Here is a 16,638-nt window from a genome sequence, read left to right as displayed (position 1 = left end):
CTTGCCAGACGCTCTCCTTGCTCGCAGATTCACGGTGGATCTGACATCATTCACAGCGGAGGGCCCGCCTATGACTCGCATTCTCGTAATTGGAGGGAGCCGGGGCATCGGACTGGCGGTGTGCCGCATTGCCGCCGGAAGAGGACATTTTGTGCGCGCCATGTCGCGCGATGGCCGGCTGCCGAAGGATATTGGCGGGACTTGCGAGGCGTCCGCGGGCGATGCTCGGAACGCGGCTGATGTCGCCCAAGCGTTGGAGGGGATCGACGTCGTTGTGCAGGCGCTTGGCGTACCGCAATCGCTCGACTTCATCCTCAAGCCGGTGACACTGTTCTCGGAAGCGACCCGCGTTCTCCTCCGCGAGATGAAGCAGGCAGGCGTCCGCAAGCTCGTTGCTGTCACGGGCTTTGGGGCGGGCGACAGCCGCAGCGCCATCAACATCCTGCAGAGGCTCGCTTTCAATGTGATTTTCAAAAATGCCTACGATGACAAGTCGATTCAAGAGGCACTGATCGCAAAAAGCGATCTGGAGTGGCTGATCGTGCGACCCGGCGTCCTCTTGAATGGGCCAACGAGTGGCAAATACACAGTTCTGACCCGCCCCAACGAATGGCGCAACGGGATTGTCGCCCGCGCGGACGTGGCAGACTTCATCGTCAAACGGATTGAGGCCGGTACTCTTGATCGCGAAAAGCCCGTGATCATCGGCTGCGCCCTCTAAGCCAAAGCCCTATCGAAGGCGTGGCGAAAGCTCATGCGTTAAGGCGGGAGACTGGGAATGCAGGCGCTTGTTGTCGGGGCATCCGGTGGACTTGGATCGGCGTTCGTCGCGCAGCTCGCGGCCGATGCCAGGTACACTCAGATCATCGCGTGGTCTCGCTCGGCAGCAGTCGTGACCGGCGCGAAAATCCTTGCGAAACGCATTGACCTGCAAGACGAAGCGACGATCGCAGCAGCAGCCCAGAGTCTTGGCGAAGTCGATCTCGCAATTGTCGCGACGGGGCTGCTCCACAATGGAGATTTCAAACCCGAGAAATCCTGGCGTTCGCTCGAGCCAAGCGCCATGATACGCGCTTTTGAAATCAACACTATCGGTCCGGCCTTGATTGCCAAACACGTTCTGCCCCTCTTGCCACGCGGCCGGCGTGCCGCGTTCGCGGCATTATCGGCGCGCGTCGGCAGCATAGGCGACAACCGGCTCGGCGGTTGGCACAGCTATCGCGCTTCGAAAGCCGCGCTGAACCAGCTTATCCGGTGCTTCAGCATCGAGTTGTCGTCCACGCGGCCGCAAGCTATTTGCGTCGGCCTACACCCCGGCACGGTGGATACAGATTTGTCGAAGCCGTACCAAGCGGGCGTGCCCATTGGGCAGCTGTTCCCACCAGAGGAGTCCGCGCGACGTCTTCTAAGCGTGCTCGATGGCTTGACGTCGGCCCAATCCGGCCGCGTGTACGACTGGGCGGGCGCTGAAATCCAGCCGTAAATACCCCCTGTACCCTTTCCGAGGTCCATGATGCATAGCGCGCGCATGGGAGTGCGGCGCGGAGGGTAGCGCAGCAGCGCGAACCTCGAGCTGCATCGCTTGCTGAGATTTGTGTGTATAGGTTCGGGTTCCCTGCGACGTTTGACTCCTTGGCCAAGGGAAAGCTGCCGCTGCCGTCGCCTAGACGCCGGAATGCGACGCGCGTGCGTTCTTCCGTTTTTGACGGGCCGTTACAGCGGCTATCCGCAGCGTGCCGCCCGCCTCCAAAGTCTCTCGGACGGCGAATTTTCCCAAATGGGAACGGTCCCTGTGTGGTTGCCGTAGCCTTTTGGTACGAGATTAATTATTCACCAACTCGTTTGCGATTCTGCCATGTTCGATCCTCCCTCGTACTCTCTCGGCGCCGTACCGCAAGGGTGGAGGTAACGCCGCTCGGCGGGAATTTCAATGGCAACACAAGAGCGCAGCCGGACAGCTTGATGGCAACTGTGTGCCATTAAGGGCCATTGTGGCAGTCGGTTGCCGCCGCCCGCTTGCTGACGGAAGTTCCAATGCAGCGATATCAGATGTGGAAGGAACGGGCGGCGACATAAGCTTTGATGTGTGCGCAAGCGCACCTTCGCGCATGTTGGTCGATTCTATGATGCACCGATAAAGGTAACCCTGCTCTCATCGGAAACCGACATGACCCTGCTTCGCTCCTTCGTCGCCTGCACGAGCGTTTTCGGACTGACCGCATTCTTGGCGTCGGGAGCTTCAGCTGCTGACTGCACACGGGCTGATCCTTCACTCGCCGGTCACTACTCCATGAGAGGCGTGATGGAAGTCGGCTCAGAGCTGCGGCTGCAGGCGAACGGCCGGTTCGAATATATGCTCGCTTATGGCGCGCTCGACGAGTACGCGACCGGCTGCTGGTCGCGTGACGGGGAGACCGTCACGCTCTTCGCATCGAAATTCGAAGCGAACGCGGAGGACCCGATGAAATTCGAACAGCTCGAACTGGAGGTCAAGCCGGGCGGCAAGCTCATGCGCCGGTTCGATGGCGGCTATGCCGGCACATATGCGCGTTAGCTTCGTGCGGATAACAAAATGAGCCCTGACACGAATAAATGACTATTGCCCATATGGGTATGATCGCTTTTGATTGCCTGCGTCTCCTTCTGGGCTACCGATCGCCAGCCAAGGTACACGATCTTGATGATTGTGCCCTCTCGCTTTTGGGTTGGGCTCGACCTATCACGCGATCCATCGTGCCACCGGGATCGTAGGTGTCGGGCGTCGGCGAAAACCTTCGCATGGTCTCCTCAACCCGCTCTGAACGGGAAGGCCACGCCCCAGAATGAGAACCGGTCCGCAGAACCTGCGCAACATCGGCGGCAAGCCGATCGAATCCGCGGTGCATCAGGACCCGCTTTGGCGCCAGATTGACTTTCACTTTCGGTGCGATCTGAACAGCAAAGATGGCTTGGTGCAGACAGGACATGCGCCCCCCGCTCTCGTCTAGCAGCGAGCAGCGACCATCGTCGCGACCGTTCCGCTCGACGGGCTGCCGGGCGCTAAGCGACGCTGAAAGGCAAGCCTTCATGACGAAGCCTTTCCAACGAGCGGAGCCTGAAAGGCGAGCAAATGCTCGATGACCGCGTCCGGCCTGTCGAGCGGCAGGAAGTGCCCCCCGTCCTCGACGGTCGCCATTTTTGAGCCGGGCACAATTTCCTTATCATGTTCCCGTTCCTCGGGCCGCGACCAATCGCGATCGCCCCAGAGCAGCAGCACGGGTACCCTGATGTTCGGATAGGCCATGGTCGCCGTTTCCCAGGTTTCGGCGTTGCGGAACAGATTGAGGAAGGCACGGTAATGGCCTTTGCGGTTGCCGACGAGATACATTTCCTTCAGCAGCTCCGGCGGAATGCGCTGCGGATCGGCGACGCCGCCGTTGAGCACTGATTTCATGATGAAGAATTGGCGCAGGCGCATCACTGTGTCGCCGAGGATCGGCAGATCCGCCAAGGGGACGATAAGGCGCGCGAGAGAGGAGCTGCGCGCCATCCCGCGCCCCTTGGCGTAATCATAGGGATTGATCGCCACGACGCGCGAAACCCGCGAATTGTTGCGCGCCGCGAGAATGAGAGAGATCGAGGCGCCGATTGAAACGCCCGCGAGCGTCACGTCATGAAGACCCAAAGCTTCGAGAAAGCCCGCGATCGTCTCAACGAAATAGTCCGCATCCGTATTTCGCGCGCGGTATGTCGGAATAGCCGTGGCCGGGATAATCGACCGCATACACGGAGAAATTCTTCGCCAGCTCGGGGATGACCTTCTCGAAAAGGTCGAGTTGTGTCCTCAACGTGTGCAAGAGAACCAGCGCAGGACCTTCACCCGTCTTGATGTAGCGAAGGCGGACGCCGCTGACGCTGACATATCGGATCGGGATGTCTGGCGCCCAGGAGAGACGTTCCGGAGTTGGCGGAACGGGCCGCATCGCCTCGACGAGGAATGAAACCAGCACGATAGTCGCCGCCACGACAACGAAACCGACGAGGGCGAAGATCACAACATTCAACATGGCGTCCTCCTATGATTCGACGACGACGTCGCTCTCGGCGAGCGCTTGGCAAGCGAGAATGTAGCCGCGTTCCTTCTCTCCCTGCGTCAGGGAGTCCTCGACCGGCATACGCACCTTGCCCGAGAGCAGCTTGACGCGGCAGGCGCCGCATGTGCCCGATCGACAGCCGGCGCGCCGTTCATCATACTGGTCGACGGAAAGGTGGACCTGCTCGGTCTCTCCATCTCGACTCACATCACGCTCGATGAAAAGGGCTTCGAATTCGAGATCAAGGGCCCGATTTTTGGCCTCTTCCAGGCGACGATCAAGGCGACCGGCGGTCGGCTGAACTCAAGCGTCGGATTTGCGCTCTCGGTGAGAATGGACAATGACCTTTGACCTATCTCTCGGAAAAGGCGACCCAAGCCATCAAGGCCTCGGCAGACGAGGCGAACCGTCAGCTTACGGCGGCGCAAAACGCTCTGACGGCCGAGCAGGCAAAGGTCGCCGCGTTGGATGCGGTGGTCTTTGCCGCGCGAGAAAAAGTCCGCGCGCGGAATCAGGCGAACCTCGACAACGCTTTGGCCACGGTCGCGAAATGGAGCGCGGAGGTAAAGCGGCTCGGCGATGTCGTCGCTCAACAGCGCGCCGCGGCGGCGCTTGCTCAACAACAGGCGCAAGCGGGGTTAAGAAAAGTGCTTTCGGATCTCGACGTGGCGCAGAGAAGCGTCGACGATTTTCAGAGGCAGATAAACGATCAGAAAAACTGGATTCACGCCCTGGAAGCGCAGATCGCAGAAAAAAAGCAATGGGTGGACAGCGGGAACGTTTTCGAAAAAATCGGTCGAGGCATAGAGTTCGCGGGGTTTTCAGCCGGCAAGGGCGCGGAGATAACGGTCGCCAACACGAAGATCGGCGGCTTGGAGAGCGCACGCGGGCTCGCCTGGGTTGGGTTGGAAAGCGCGAAAGCGATTTTGAAGGGCGCGCAAGAGGCAGCGAGCAACCGCCTCGATGATTTGAATCTCGCCATTCAAGGGCCCCTCGGCGCTCAAAGGACTGCTCAGTTTTCGCTCGATCAGGCGCGCAGCGTTCTGCAGGGATTGCAGCGCCTGACCACCAACGAACTGATCGATCTCGATCCCGAGGTGTCGGGACCGCTCACGCAGCGCAGCGTCGCATGGGCCGCCCTGGAGGGCTCCAAGCAATTTCTCGAGCTCAATAAGAAGACTTACGGCGGGATGGCCGACGTCAGCGCTTTCATCGTGACAAACGGGCTCACGGGGTTGATCGACGTGCGTTCCGCCAGCTTCGAATGTAGCCTTGTGAGCGGCCATAGCGGTTCGGTCGATCTCGACATCGACGTCGGGTTCATGAAGCAGCCGCCCAAGAGGCTTCAACTTTCATTCAATTTTCATGACCCGACGGCTGGAGCGACTGCTCTGGCCGAACAGTTGCGATCCCGATGACGACGCGCGGCAACTGTTCGACCGGCTCGCCGCGCTCGCCGTCGCGCGCGAACTCACCGGGCGCGACGCTTTCAGGATTTACGGCCTATGAGGCCCCGCGCATCCCGCCTCGATCGCGACCTCGCCGAACTGCCGGAGAGCCTGCGGCGGCGCGAACGGATGATGCGTAGAGGCGACGATCTTCGCTTCGCCTCAGCCGGTTCCGCGGGCGACGCTCGCCCGCCTCGTCGGCGACCACTGCCGGCTCGAGGATCTTCTCGCCGACACCAGCGCCGAACTCCGGGCGCGCCCTTATGAGATCGTCTTTGTGGCGGGCGCTATTGCCCCGCTCCAGCGCGATCACGCCGTGGACGAGGGTTTGCACTTGAAGATCGTCCGGACGGGCCGTCTTGTCGTCAAGCATAAGCACGACGCAGCCCAAGCGGGTTAAGAGTCGGCGCAGTGCGAAGAACTGCCAGCGGTAGCGCAGCGGTGTATGGGCCAGCATGCGCAACTCGGAAAGGTTGTCGATGATGAGCCGATCTGGCTTCTGCTGTTCGATCGGCTCCAGGATGCGGCCGGTGGTCTCGCCGAGTTCAAATTCGGCGGGGTGGAGCAGGGTCTCCTCTTGGTCCTCGCCACGAAAGGTGCTCAACTCGACCACCGAGATCCCGTCGAGTGACCAGCCGTGGGAGGCGGCAGCTTCCTGCAACTCCTCCTTGGTCTCCGACGTGACTCCATTGTTGGCTTGAGCGCAGAGGGCACTTCAAAATAACCGGGGACGCGTTCAAGGTTTTTGGGCGGCGGGTTACCGCCCACCCTGCGCCGTCGATTTCCGCCCCGCGACCGCCTTTCGGCTGAAAAGGGGGCCCGTGACTTCTCTCACAAAAGAAGCCGCCGCGCGCCCGCCGCCGACCCGACCCGCTGGCGAGTGAGTCTGGGACAAAGAAGTTCTCCCCATGCTGAAAGCGGTGCCCGGCTTGAGGCCGATAGGCACATGTTCGAGTTGCGGTTCTGTCACCCCGATCTCGCACCGGGCGTGCGCCGCACGCTGGAGCAGCGCATCCGGAACTGCCGCGCCCTCTATGGCCCCGATCACTAGGTGATTTTCCGTCAGGAACATCCGCCGGGCCGAATGGCTCTCTCCGCCTCCCGCGTGTCCGTCGTCAGATGGTTTGAGACACTTTTGGCTTTTTGGAGCGGAGGCTCCGGCTCACTTTGTTGCGGGTTAAATTATGCGGCTTTCGGCTGATGCTGCAAGCGACGATTGTGGATCGTGAGCTTTTTGATCCGTTCCCTTTCCTCCAGGATCTGCTGACCTCGTCCAAAGTAGACGTCTGCCGGCGTGAGGTTGTTGAGGCTCTCATGCAGACGGCAATGATTGTAGTTTTCCACAAGGCGGCGATCTCAGCCTCCAGTTCACGCGGTAGATAATAGTTGTTCAGCAAGACCCTGTTTTTTGCGTCTGATGCCAGCGCTCAATCTTTCCCTGCGTCTGAGGGCGATATGGCGCGCCGCGAATATGTTCGATTTTCTTGTCTTCAACAGTGCCGACCACACCCGAAGTATTCCTGTGAGCAGACCTCCAGCGCCAACTTTCCTCAAGCGGGCGGCACCGAACGGGCCACCGAGACTTTGTTATCCTTCCGCCATGGCGTCGGCGGGCGTCCGGGAGAGTGCTTGATCAAGCCCCGCCTAGTCGTTGCCGTGGCGCTGGCCAACCGCATCGCGCGGATCGCCTGGGCGTTAATGACAAAGGGAGGGATCTATCGAGCTTCGAGCGCGGCCGCCGCGTAAGGCGTCGTCCGGGTTCCGGGTCGTCGGGGATGTGAGCAGGTCGATCAGGGGGTAAGGGCGAACGGTCAATGAGACGGGGTCGGGAAAACCAGAGTGTTTCGGAGCGCTTCGAGCGCGCCACGCCGATTTGGACCCGATCGCGTACTTCCACGAGCCCGTGGCGAGTGAACGGCCGCATTATGAGGCCGGACACACGAACGAGCCTGACCACATGCGAGAACCCAAGGAAAACAGCTTGCATTCCACGGTGCGTCCACACACGAAACACATTCCCGCTCTCAGGCCACCTCATTGCTTATTCGCGCCATAGCGCTCGGTGAAGTGCGGCTGCGCGACTGGTGGAAATTGGGGTGCGGCACGGTTAGGTGAGACAGCCGGCTGCGGTAATTTGAACCGCAACCGGAGATTTGAAAGTGACCAAGGAAGAGAAGGTTAGCGCCAGGGGCCGGCGTTTTTCCGTTCAGCGCAAGATGGCGGTCGTGGCCCGCCTCCTACGCGGAGAGCCGTTGGAACTGGTGGCTCGCGAGACCAATGTCACCATCCAGAAGCTGACCGAATGGCGGGATCGGGCTCTGGCGGGGGCCGCCTCGGCTCTGAAAGAGCGCGAGCGGGATGACCGCGACGATGAGATCGCCCGGCTGAAGGCCAAGGTGGGCGAGATCACCATGGATAACGAGCTTCTCTACGCCAAGATTGACGTCCTGGAAAACAAACGCCCTTTGGCCCGCCGGAGGCCGAGGAAATGAGCCGGGCTCGTTCTCTGTCTTTCGGTCGCATCTATGGATTGTCGCGCGTGACGCGGGTGTGGGGCCTGTCGCGGGCAACCGTGTATCGATCTCGCGTGGAGACGCCTGAAGACACTCCCCGACGTCGACCCGGCCCCATTGGGGCATGTTCGGATGCCGAACTGGCGGATCACATCCGTCGCGAAATCGAGGCCTCTGAATTCCATGGCGAAGGCTACCGGAAGATATGGGCGCGGCTACGAGTCTCCAGCGTGCGCGCCAGTCCCCGACGGGTGCGGCGCGTGATGCGCGAACATGGATTGCTTGCGCCGCATCGAGTGGTGTCGGCGTCGGCCAAGACGCATGACGGCACGATCGTCACCGATCGTGTCAACGAAATGTGGGGAACCGACATGACACAAACGGTTACGACCGATGAAGGCAAGGCTTATGTGTTCGTCGCCGTCGAACACGCCAACTCGGAGGTCGTCGGCGTTCACGCCGCAAAATCAGCCAATCGGTTCGAGGCGCTGGAGCCTGTTCGACAGGGCGTGAAACGCTGCTTCGGCGCGATCGCTCCAGAAATCGCCTGCGGATTGAGACTGCGTCACGATCACGGGTCCAATTACATGTCGGAAGATTTTCAGTCCGAGGTCAAATGCCTGGGAATTGAAGCCTCGCCCTCTTTCGTGCGAGAGCCCGAGGGCAATGGCGTCGCCGAGCGCTTCATCCGGACGCTGAAGGAGAACCTGTTGTGGGTCAGGGCCTTCCGCACGATCGAGGACCTCAGGGTGGCGCTCATCGAATTCGCCGCGCGTTACAACAAAACTTGGCTCGTCGCCAGGCACGGCTACAAAACGCCCGATCAGGTGAGAGCCGAACAGCTTTCGGTTGCCAAGGCAAACATCGCAGAGCTACCCTTGGCCGCCTGAATAAGCGCAGTCGGTTGTCTCAAAACCGGGCCGCAGTACACGACTGGTGGAAATCAACAGAACAGCAGCAGGGACGCGGAGGCACAATCTCCTCAATCTGTTAACGGCTCTCGCCCATGGCCTCATAGCTGCACTTTAGTTGTTTCCTAATCCAAGACGCCGCCGAAGGGATTCAGCTAGATTCTCGGCGAGGCGAAGTGCGGATCGAAGGGCAGCTGCTTCATTCTGAGCCGCAATTCCTTCATCCGGTACCGCGATCGGAAATTCCATCCTTCCATCGGGGGCTTGCATACAAATAATGTAAAGCAATCGTCCACTCGGGTGCTCTTCGACCTTCCTCACCTCGATATCCGCCTTGATTTGCCCATAGCCGCTGGGCTCCGCCGTCGCAAATTCCCACGATCGGTCACCAGAAGCCGGAGCGCCACCCTCATTGTCCCAACTTTCTACAGCTTTAGGGTTAGCGTCGATTACGGGTCTTTTCGTTTGCGTCATGCGATTTAATATGGCGCTGCGTTGACCGTTTTCATCCCTGACAGTTTGGTAGCATTGCGAACTCACCCGTTAGCCTCGCAGCAATGACCCTTTCCCGAGGGCCGCCTAAGTCCCCGCTTCATACCTGTCTCCACGCAACCTTTGCGTCGCCTCCGGGTCCAGGGAGAACGCGGCGTCAAGTTTTACACGCATATCTCGGATCGCTACGCGCCGTTTCATACGAAAGTCAGTGCGGCTAACGCCAGCGAGGCCGCGCATATTTTGGATGGCCTGCTTCACCACGAATGCGCGCTGGATATCCGCGCGGCCGGCGTCGGCAGGAATGAGATCATGCGCCGGACAGGCAGGTCGAAGACCTGCATCTGGCGCTGGCAGGAGCGTTTCGTGGAGGAAGGCGTAGAGGGCCTTCTGCGGGACAAGACCCGCCCCTCCCGTATCGCGCGCCTTGGACAAGACATAGCGGAACGCATCGTCGCCCTGACGCAGCAGGAGCCGCCTTTCGAAGCGACGCATTGGACCGGCATGATGATGGCCAAAGTCGTCGGCGTCTCGGTGAGCTCCGTGCAGCGGATCTGGCGGGCGCATGGGCTTCAGCCGCATCGCGTCCGGATGTTCAAGCTCTCGAAGGATCCAGAGTTCACAGCCAAGTTGCGCGACATCGTCGGGCTCTATGTCGAGCCGCCGGCGTATGCCATCGTGCTCAGCGTAGACGAAAAGAGCCAGATCCAGGCGCTCGACCGCACTCAACCTGGGCTGCCTATCAAAAAGGGCCGCGCCGGGACCATGACCCATGACTACATGCGCCACGGAACCACCACGCTATTCGCCGCGCTCAACGTGCTCGACGGCACAGTGATCGGGCGCAACATGCAGCGCCACCGTCATCAAGAGTTCATCCGCTTCCTCAACGCCATCGAGGCCGAAGTTCCTGCGGAAAAAGTGGTAGATCTTGGACAATTACGCCGCCCACAAGCACCCCAAGGTGCGCCAATGGCTCGCCCGCCACGAACGCTTCAACTTCCACTTCACGCCGACCGCCTGCTCCTGGATCAACGCCGTCGAGGGCTTCTTCGCTAAGCTTACAAAGCGGCGGTTAATGCGCGGCGTCTTCCACTCGGTCGCCGATCTTCAGGCAGCCATCAACCGTTTCGTCGAGGAGCATAATGGTGAGGCGAAGCCATTCACATGGACCGCCAACCCCGACAAAATTCTCGCCGCCGTCAAACGCGGGCACCAAGCGTTAGACTCAATCCACTAGATAACGAAAAACGCCCCGCCGATACATCCACGCTCGGGGCGTTCTTTCATCAACTTGGGACAGTTGCTGCGGTTAGATTACACCTCCTGTCCACACCGTCACCGGTTCGTTTGGTTCAATGCAGCGTCTTCAGCCAGTCGTCGACGTTGCGTTTTGCCTGATCTTTTTCGATCCCGTATTTTTTCTGGATCGCGCCTTCAAACTGCTCGCGGTTGCCTGCCATGGGGTTGGCCGGCCGCATAAGTCGCCAGCCCGGAGCGCTCAGAACGCGTTCACCCGCTGCCTTGTTCCGGCGCGAGCGCTGCTGAGGCGAGCGAAGCGCGCGGCGTGTTCTTTGCAGCGGCGACGGCCTCTTGCATGGCCAGTTCCACCGCTGTGAGGCCGAACCGCCTTATAAATTTGTCGGAGTGAGATCCGCGCGCGCTTACGAAATGCAGCCACCGGTTCTCCCGGAAACGCAAGGGCAAAACTTCCGACATCGGAGCCCGCGACCGTAGATGCTGGGGTGGTGCGGGCGTTTCGTCGGGATGACGGCGCTAAGCCCACTGTACGGCCCCTGTACTTTCGCCCAACGGCAAGTTGAGCCCCGCTGTTCCTCCAACACCTATAGCCCAGGGATGCGAAGTTTTTGGCCGGGATAAATTTTATCGGGGTCCCTCAGCAACGGCCTATTCGCCTCGAAGATTTCTTTATATCTGCCGCCCTTGCCGCGGCCATAATGCGATTCAGCGATCTTCCAGAGAGTATCGCCTCGTTGCACCGTATAGAATCTGGGTTCCGCATTGGCGTTCACAGCGACTATGTTGTTCTCGACCCTAGCCACCCCCTTGGCGGTGTCGACGGCAAGAACAATCTTATCCACATCTGCCGCGGTGAGTGCGCTACCGCTGAGCGTCACCTTGTCGCCGTCGACCTTAATGTCGATCTTGGATGCGTCGAGGCCCTGCTTGGCGATTTCTTTCTTCAGGTCGTCAGCAGTAACCGTGGTGTTGACGGCGACTGTCGGGGCGGGCGCGGCTTTACCCTTGCCTGTTAAAAAATCCAAGAGCCCCATTTCACCCTCCGCTCATACGCACAGGTATTCGGCCTTGCGCAGCTCCGATAAGCCACTGGCATTAACTCTAGGGACTGTGAAGTCGTTCCTGGACAATCAGGCCCGAGGCCATCAACGCATTCTTGGACTGTGCCCGCAGCAGCGACACGCAAGAGCGCTTGCATGAGGATGGATGACGTTGCGAGGCAACCGTTATCCGAGGGGACGAGTTACTCGGTCATGAACGCTCAGGGAAAGCTATCGTAAGGCGTGGGGAAAGACGTCGGTAGCTTCCTCCCGTCGTTGCGCTGCGCGATATCAAATCGAAGGATACCTATCCGAATATCCTTCTCTTCCCTCCGGATTGAATCTCTGCCACACGGTGATGATCAAAATGGAGCCCACGAGGGCTGCAATAAAATGCCCAAGCGACCCGCGCACCACAATGCCTAAAAGGTCTGCGAGCTGCGATCCGATCCACGATCCTGCGACCCCCACAAGGACGTTCGTCAGTAGCCAGTGACGCGCCCCTGTAACCATACCCGCTATCCAGCCCGCCAGTCCGCCAATGACAAGAAGAGCGAAAAATCCGACGTCGGGCGTTCCGAGAATACCTAGCGGCTGATCCATCGCGACCTCCTGATACCATGGACTGAGGTGACAAATGGGTCGCCCTTGTTGATTGGCGCGCCCTCGCGAGGAAAAATTTCTTCATGCCAGACAAGCACGCGGCCTTTGGCAACCCCTCTGCGCTGATCGCGGGCGGTTCGGGACTATATTCATCGTCGGATACTGCTCCTGTCTTGCTGAGGCCCAGTTTGTCGGCTCCGCTTATTGATCAGTCTCCGTCCAGCCTGAAGAATCTGCCAAATAGGTGTATCCGGCGTCACATGAAGGCGATTGCATCAAGTTTTTCATTTCCACGTTCCTCGAATTTTGCCACAATTCCAATTTCTTCAAAGTGAAGCATGAGACGCTAGCCTTCAACCGAAAGCGTCAGTTCGACCGCCGCGACTGACCCAGCCGGAAATCGCCAGGTCGCCGCCTTCAGCTCGGTCTCGCATGGGCGGAACGTGTCCGGCTGGTCCTGATCGACATAGCTCCTCAAGTTCTCTGGCGCGATTTCGATCACGCGGCCACCCTTTGTCCCCGGGAAGCTCGCCTCGACCGCTCGGTCATACAGGACGTTCGCGACATGCAGGAACAACCTGTCGCCCGCTCGACTCGCAGCGACGTCGAGCCCAGCCGGCGCCGATCTTACCGCTACCCCGTGCGTTCCATTGTGCTTGCGGAAGAGCCGCGCGATCGACCCGGCCGGCATGAGGTAGCTCCTGCCGCGTGGGGTCGGCGTCATCACCGACGTCGTTGTCCAGCGGCTGCCCTGCAAGTCGGCCGCAGTGGCGATGCGGACACGCGCGCCATGCCGCTGGTAAATGTTCAGCGACCGCGCGTGGTATGCCGCGGTAAGCCATTCGTAGAGAATTGGGTTTATATTGTGAGGGCCGAGACTGAGATGCCCCTCCGTGATTGCAATTGGCATCTGCGTCGCCTGCTCGATCTCCACGACCCGCCGCTCCACATCATCCGACAGCTCGAGCAATTCATCCCACGCGCGCGCAGGGTCCTGCTGATAGCGCAGGCCCTCGAGCGCTGTGTCCGGCCGCTTCGGAATCTGATTCATCATGTGAATGGCGACGAGATCGATGAATTCGCCGGCCTGTTTCTCCATGTCCGTCGCCCAAAGCTTTCCGTCACCGCCGCGGTCGCCCCACCCTATCAGCTTGATGGACGCATCGACCCGCCGCATCGCCCGGGCGAATTCGATGGTGTGCGCGATCGCCTCCTCCTTGCCGAAACATGACGGCTCATAGGAAGTCTCGTTGCCGATCTGCCAGAGCTTCAACTTGGAATAGCGCACCCATTCGGCCGCCTCCTCGGCATCGCCGGCGCGCGTGGCGTAGCGCTTCACCCCATCGGCGAGGAAATTCACACAGAAGAAGGGTTCGGCGTTGACGCGTCGGCAGAGGTCGATGAACTCGTCCGTGCCAACTCGATTGGTCTCCCATCCGCCCCAGACATAGTTGCGCATTGGCGGCCGCTCGGCGGCCGGACCGATCCCCTCGCGCCATTTGTAGTAACGACTGAAGAGTCCTCCCAAGCGTATGGCTCCCGGCGCGAGGTCTCGCACCGCGTCGACGAAGTCCTCGCGCCAGTCGTCAGCGTCATCATCCCAGCAGGCTGCAACCGAGCTGTCGGTGACGCCGAGCGGTTCCATGAATTGCATATAAAGCCACGGAGAGATTTCGAATGACGGCGCGAGATCTACGACGATCGCGTTGGCGAGAGCGCCGGAGCGCGCGGCTGTGGCGGGAGCGGAGAAGGGGTCGGGGCGGTCATCCATAATGGCTTCAACCCGCGAACCAGGTCGATGGGCGTTGCGGCGAAGGTTCTAGAAGCGCGTCGTCATGTCTCCGGCGAGACCTGAAAAATTCAATTTACACGGCAATCCCCATCTCCAACTGCACTTGGGGGAGCCTATGCAGGGTGCATCCTACCTGAGCCTTCCCGCAACGCCACAGCAACAAAGCAGCATTAGTGCAGCTCTGTTTCGTGCAAGAATCGGGTTCGCAGTTACAATTGTGCTCGACGACCTGTGCTTTAGCATCCTACATGGGTTTAGGACAAACGACTCTGCTTAGGTCCTCGCGGATGAAATATGTCATCGGCGCGGGCTTCGAATACGCCTTCGCCGCTGACTGGTCGGCGCGGGCAGAATATCTCTTTCTCAGCCAGTCGTTGAATACGCAGATCTTCGACGACGGCTCTGGCAACCAATATTTCTCGCGTATTCGTAACGAAAATCACATTCTGCGCTTTGGCCTCAACTACCACTTCGGCGCGGAAAACCGCATTCCGGGATCGATTGACTATGGTAGGCCGGAGGCGGACCGTAGCGCAGGCAGCAGCGACAAGGATAAGAGCGGGACAGAGCAATACAGCGTCCACGCGCAGACCACGCATGTCGCGCAGGGCTATCCCAGGTTTCGCGCCTTGTATGATGGTCCAAATAGTTTTCCATCTGGCGGCAAGGCTAACGTTGGCTCCACGACGAATTTATTCGTCGGCCTGCGTCTATGGGAAGGTGGGGCCGCCTATCTCAATCCTGAGATTGACCAGGGCTATGGCCTGGCTAATTCCGTAGGCGCGGCAGCCTATGTGAATAGCGCTGTGGCGAAGGTCGGTCGCGCAGCGCCTTATATATTAAATGCGGTTTCAGCGCTATTTCCTGCGCCAGATTTTTGGTTTAGGCGGCGGCGATCAGGGGCATGACCCGGACGAAGGGTCGAGAAGTGAAGTGCTGGAATCGACGCAAAATCAGATCTCCGGCAAAGTGGACAAGGACCGCGTCATCGTCACGCTCGGAAAGTTCGCCGTTGGCGACGTCTTCGACGACAACGCTTACGCGCACGATCCTACAACTGGCTTTCTGAACTTCGCCTTCAACACCATGGGGCCTTCGATTACGCCGCAGACGCGTGGGGTTACACCCACGGGCTTGCAGTGGAATGGAAACAAGATTGGTGGACCGCGCGCGGCGGCGCTTTTCAACTCTCGACGATTCCAAACAGTCTTGACATTGAGCCAAGGCTGTTTCGTCAGTTCATGGGCGTCGGAGAGTGGAAGGACGGTACGAACTACTGGGTCGGCCTGGGGCAATTAAGTTTCTGCTCTACGGCGACAACGGCTACCTCAGCAAAGTGAGCGACCTCATCGATTGCGCGTTCATTACTGGCGAGTTCCCTCCGGGCGTAGGCCCCGCCCGCCGCCGCGCTGTGAAAATGGGAGGGGGAATAAACATCAAGCAGGAAATCATACCTAATCTCGGCTACTTCATGCGGGCGAGCATAACGGATGGTCGATATGAAACGGTCGATTACACCGATGTCGACCGGCAACTTTCTATGGGCCTTGTCGCGGCGGGAGCCATGTGGGATCGCGAAGATGACGAGATCGGTGTCGCCGGCGCTTTGGGTGGCTTGCATGGCGACCGTGTGCGTTATTTTCGACTTGGCGGCACAAGCGTCTATATCGGCGATGGGGCGCTAACATATGGCGGGGAGAAGAATTTGGAGGCCTATTACAAACTCGGATTCGGCAAAAACCTGGACGCTACGTTCGATTACGAACTGATTGTCAATCCTGCACACAATCTTGATAGGGGGCCCATCAATGTGTTCGGCCTGCGGCTTCGCGCGGCTTTCTGAAGCGGAACGGCACGCGCTGGGTTACGCAATCATTTTATTTTGTCGTTTGGCTTCGCTTCTTCCGTGATACATTCATGCTTCTCGCAGGATGCTTTCGTGTCGTGGAGGCTCATTCCCAAGCAGAAGGGGTATTTTCTGATAAGCGCTTCTCGCGCTTCATCTTTATGCGTTGCATTCACGGCAAGGTCATTTTGGCAAGGAACGGAAACCAGATCGCAATCTTTCTCTGATTTGCAATTGAACCACTCGGCGGGCAGATGAGCCTCGCCTCGAATACGTGCGTCAAATCCGTCTAAGTGGTGTGCTGCTGCAGAATGGACAAATGCAGCAAAAACGCCAGCCAAGAGGAAACATCTCTTCATTCTAGTCGCTCCTGCCCCAAGCGTGAATAACCGCCACGCCACTGATTGTTGCCTGTCAGCTTTGCAATTGACGCCGTTCTCTCGTCCAGATGTGCGCATGAAGAGATAGAGCTATGATTCCCTTTTTCTAAATGGCCAACGTCATGGCCAGCGGCGTTGTCTTTACCCGTGAGGGGCGTAGACGTCGCGCAAGCGCGTGGGCTCTGAGGAGATCATGGCCGATTTGCTTCGCGGCCGTCAATTGTCGTGTAAAGCTAACAAGCAACCAGATCCTCTCCTCTGCGACAAACTAAGGCGCGAA

14 protein-coding genes and 7 pseudogenes are annotated in these 16,638 nt (G+C 59.3%); 11 read left to right on the top strand and 10 right to left on the bottom strand.

Annotation, left to right across the window (positions count from 1 at the left end; genetic code table 11):
• Positions 1-70: 70 nt before the first annotated feature.
• The 3 genes from ACETII_RS01100 (at position 71) to ACETII_RS01090 (ending at position 2,554) form a co-directional block, all read left to right on the top strand.
• The gene (locus tag ACETII_RS01100) at positions 71-721 is read left to right on the top strand and encodes an NAD(P)-dependent oxidoreductase (protein WP_472785517.1); all 651 of its coding nucleotides are present in this window, start codon (positions 71-73) and stop codon (positions 719-721) included.
• Positions 722-778: 57 nt separating this feature from the next.
• Positions 779-1,483: an SDR family NAD(P)-dependent oxidoreductase gene (locus tag ACETII_RS01095; protein WP_472785516.1), complete on the top strand. Its 705-nt coding sequence runs from the start codon at positions 779-781 to the stop codon at positions 1,481-1,483.
• A 684-nt stretch (positions 1,484-2,167) separates the two neighbouring features.
• On the top strand, positions 2,168-2,554 hold the full coding sequence (locus ACETII_RS01090; protein ID WP_472785515.1) for a hypothetical protein: 387 nt from the start codon (positions 2,168-2,170) through the stop codon (positions 2,552-2,554).
• A gap of 510 nt (positions 2,555-3,064) precedes the next feature.
• Here ACETII_RS01090 and ACETII_RS01085 read toward each other — a convergent pair.
• The 3 genes from ACETII_RS01085 to ACETII_RS01075 are packed head-to-tail and all read right to left on the bottom strand — an operon-like array spanning position 3,065 to position 4,160.
• A complete protein-coding gene (locus ACETII_RS01085) occupies positions 3,065-3,763 on the bottom strand; it encodes an alpha/beta fold hydrolase (protein ID WP_472785514.1) in 699 nt (232 codons plus the stop codon).
• Positions 3,690-4,046 (bottom strand): alpha/beta fold hydrolase, encoded by a 357-nt coding sequence (locus ACETII_RS01080; protein ID WP_472785513.1) that lies wholly within the window; start codon positions 4,044-4,046, stop codon positions 3,690-3,692. Before ACETII_RS01080 ends, ACETII_RS01085 begins: the two co-directional genes overlap by 74 nt.
• 9 nt (positions 4,047-4,055) lie before the next feature.
• Complete coding sequence (locus tag ACETII_RS01075) at positions 4,056-4,160, bottom strand: hypothetical protein (protein WP_472785552.1); 105 nt, start codon at positions 4,158-4,160, stop codon at positions 4,056-4,058.
• Between the two features lie 87 nt (positions 4,161-4,247).
• Here ACETII_RS01075 and ACETII_RS01070 point away from each other — a divergent pair, with 87 nt between their 5' ends.
• The 3 genes from ACETII_RS01070 to ACETII_RS01060 are packed head-to-tail and all read left to right on the top strand — an operon-like array spanning position 4,248 to position 5,582.
• Positions 4,248-4,424, top strand: a complete 177-nt coding sequence (locus tag ACETII_RS01070; protein WP_472785558.1) for a hypothetical protein — start codon at positions 4,248-4,250, stop codon at positions 4,422-4,424.
• Positions 4,421-5,491, top strand: coding sequence for a hypothetical protein (locus tag ACETII_RS01065; RefSeq protein WP_472785512.1), 1,071 nt, complete (start codon positions 4,421-4,423; stop codon positions 5,489-5,491). Before ACETII_RS01070 ends, ACETII_RS01065 begins: the two co-directional genes overlap by 4 nt.
• Positions 5,439-5,582: a DUF1403 family protein gene (locus tag ACETII_RS01060; protein WP_472785511.1), complete on the top strand. Its 144-nt coding sequence runs from the start codon at positions 5,439-5,441 to the stop codon at positions 5,580-5,582. Before ACETII_RS01065 ends, ACETII_RS01060 begins: the two co-directional genes overlap by 53 nt.
• Here ACETII_RS01060 and ACETII_RS01055 read toward each other — a convergent pair.
• Both ACETII_RS01055 and ACETII_RS01050 read right to left on the bottom strand, forming a co-directional pair.
• Entirely contained in the window at positions 5,577-6,182 is a 606-nt protein-coding gene (locus ACETII_RS01055) for an ATPase domain-containing protein (RefSeq protein ID WP_472785510.1), read from the bottom strand. The genes ACETII_RS01060 and ACETII_RS01055 overlap by 6 nt on opposite strands.
• Before the next feature lie 521 nt (positions 6,183-6,703).
• A pseudogene (locus ACETII_RS01050) lies at positions 6,704-6,998 on the bottom strand (integrase core domain-containing protein); the annotation flags it as partial.
• 158 nt (positions 6,999-7,156) lie between these two features.
• Between ACETII_RS01050 and ACETII_RS01045 the strand changes: the two are divergent.
• From ACETII_RS01045 to ACETII_RS01030, 4 pseudogenes are all read left to right on the top strand, one after another.
• Positions 7,157-7,267, top strand: a pseudogene (locus ACETII_RS01045) (IS110 family transposase); the annotation flags it as partial.
• 407 nt (positions 7,268-7,674) lie between these two features.
• Positions 7,675-8,924: pseudogene (locus ACETII_RS01040) on the top strand (IS3 family transposase).
• Between the two features lie 660 nt (positions 8,925-9,584).
• Positions 9,585-9,719: pseudogene (locus ACETII_RS01035) on the top strand (Tn3 family transposase); the annotation flags it as partial.
• Positions 9,720-9,728: 9 nt separating this feature from the next.
• Positions 9,729-10,677: pseudogene (locus tag ACETII_RS01030) on the top strand (IS630 family transposase); the annotation flags it as partial.
• Positions 10,678-10,792: 115 nt separating this feature from the next.
• Here ACETII_RS01030 and ACETII_RS01025 read toward each other — a convergent pair.
• From ACETII_RS01025 to ACETII_RS01010, 4 genes and pseudogenes are all read right to left on the bottom strand, one after another.
• A pseudogene (locus tag ACETII_RS01025) lies at positions 10,793-10,900 on the bottom strand (CsbD family protein); the annotation flags it as partial.
• Positions 10,901-11,281: 381 nt separating this feature from the next.
• A complete protein-coding gene (gene lysM, locus ACETII_RS01020) occupies positions 11,282-11,731 on the bottom strand; it encodes a peptidoglycan-binding protein LysM (protein WP_472785509.1) in 450 nt (149 codons plus the stop codon).
• A 297-nt stretch (positions 11,732-12,028) separates the two neighbouring features.
• Complete coding sequence (locus tag ACETII_RS01015; protein ID WP_472785508.1) at positions 12,029-12,340, bottom strand: GlsB/YeaQ/YmgE family stress response membrane protein; 312 nt, start codon at positions 12,338-12,340, stop codon at positions 12,029-12,031.
• A gap of 346 nt (positions 12,341-12,686) precedes the next feature.
• A complete protein-coding gene (locus ACETII_RS01010) occupies positions 12,687-14,111 on the bottom strand; it encodes a hypothetical protein (RefSeq protein WP_472785507.1) in 1,425 nt (474 codons plus the stop codon).
• Between the two features lie 296 nt (positions 14,112-14,407).
• On the opposite strand from ACETII_RS01010, the pseudogene ACETII_RS01005 reads away from it, so the two are divergent.
• Positions 14,408-15,975, top strand: a pseudogene (locus tag ACETII_RS01005) (carbohydrate porin); the annotation flags it as partial.
• 29 nt (positions 15,976-16,004) lie between these two features.
• Here ACETII_RS01005 and ACETII_RS01000 read toward each other — a convergent pair.
• The gene (locus ACETII_RS01000; RefSeq protein ID WP_472785506.1) at positions 16,005-16,337 is read right to left on the bottom strand and encodes a hypothetical protein; all 333 of its coding nucleotides are present in this window, start codon (positions 16,335-16,337) and stop codon (positions 16,005-16,007) included.
• Positions 16,338-16,638 lie beyond the last annotated feature (301 nt).

Source organism: Methylocystis sp. NC52PC, assembly GCF_055698645.1.
Note: the sequence above shows the minus strand (reverse complement) of the source record. Positions and strands in the feature narration are given on the sequence as shown.

Excerpts from the sequence above, each read along its gene's own strand:
- ACETII_RS01100 (WP_472785517.1), top strand. The coding sequence starts at position 71 with ATGACTCGCATTCTCGTAATTGGAGGGAGCCGGGGCATCGGACTGGCG.
- ACETII_RS01095 (WP_472785516.1), top strand. The coding sequence starts at position 779 with ATGCAGGCGCTTGTTGTCGGGGCATCCGGTGGACTTGGATCGGCGTTC.
- ACETII_RS01090 (WP_472785515.1), top strand. The coding sequence starts at position 2,168 with ATGACCCTGCTTCGCTCCTTCGTCGCCTGCACGAGCGTTTTCGGACTG.
- ACETII_RS01085 (WP_472785514.1), bottom strand. The coding sequence starts at position 3,763 with ATGCGGTCGATTATCCCGGCCACGGCTATTCCGACATACCGCGCGCGA.
- ACETII_RS01080 (WP_472785513.1), bottom strand. The coding sequence starts at position 4,046 with ATGTTGAATGTTGTGATCTTCGCCCTCGTCGGTTTCGTTGTCGTGGCG.
- ACETII_RS01060 (WP_472785511.1), top strand. The coding sequence starts at position 5,439 with ATGACCCGACGGCTGGAGCGACTGCTCTGGCCGAACAGTTGCGATCCC.
- lysM (WP_472785509.1), bottom strand. The coding sequence starts at position 11,731 with ATGGGGCTCTTGGATTTTTTAACAGGCAAGGGTAAAGCCGCGCCCGCC.
- ACETII_RS01015 (WP_472785508.1), bottom strand. The coding sequence starts at position 12,340 with ATGGATCAGCCGCTAGGTATTCTCGGAACGCCCGACGTCGGATTTTTC.
- ACETII_RS01010 (WP_472785507.1), bottom strand. The coding sequence starts at position 14,111 with ATGGATGACCGCCCCGACCCCTTCTCCGCTCCCGCCACAGCCGCGCGC.
- ACETII_RS01000 (WP_472785506.1), bottom strand. The coding sequence starts at position 16,337 with ATGAAGAGATGTTTCCTCTTGGCTGGCGTTTTTGCTGCATTTGTCCAT.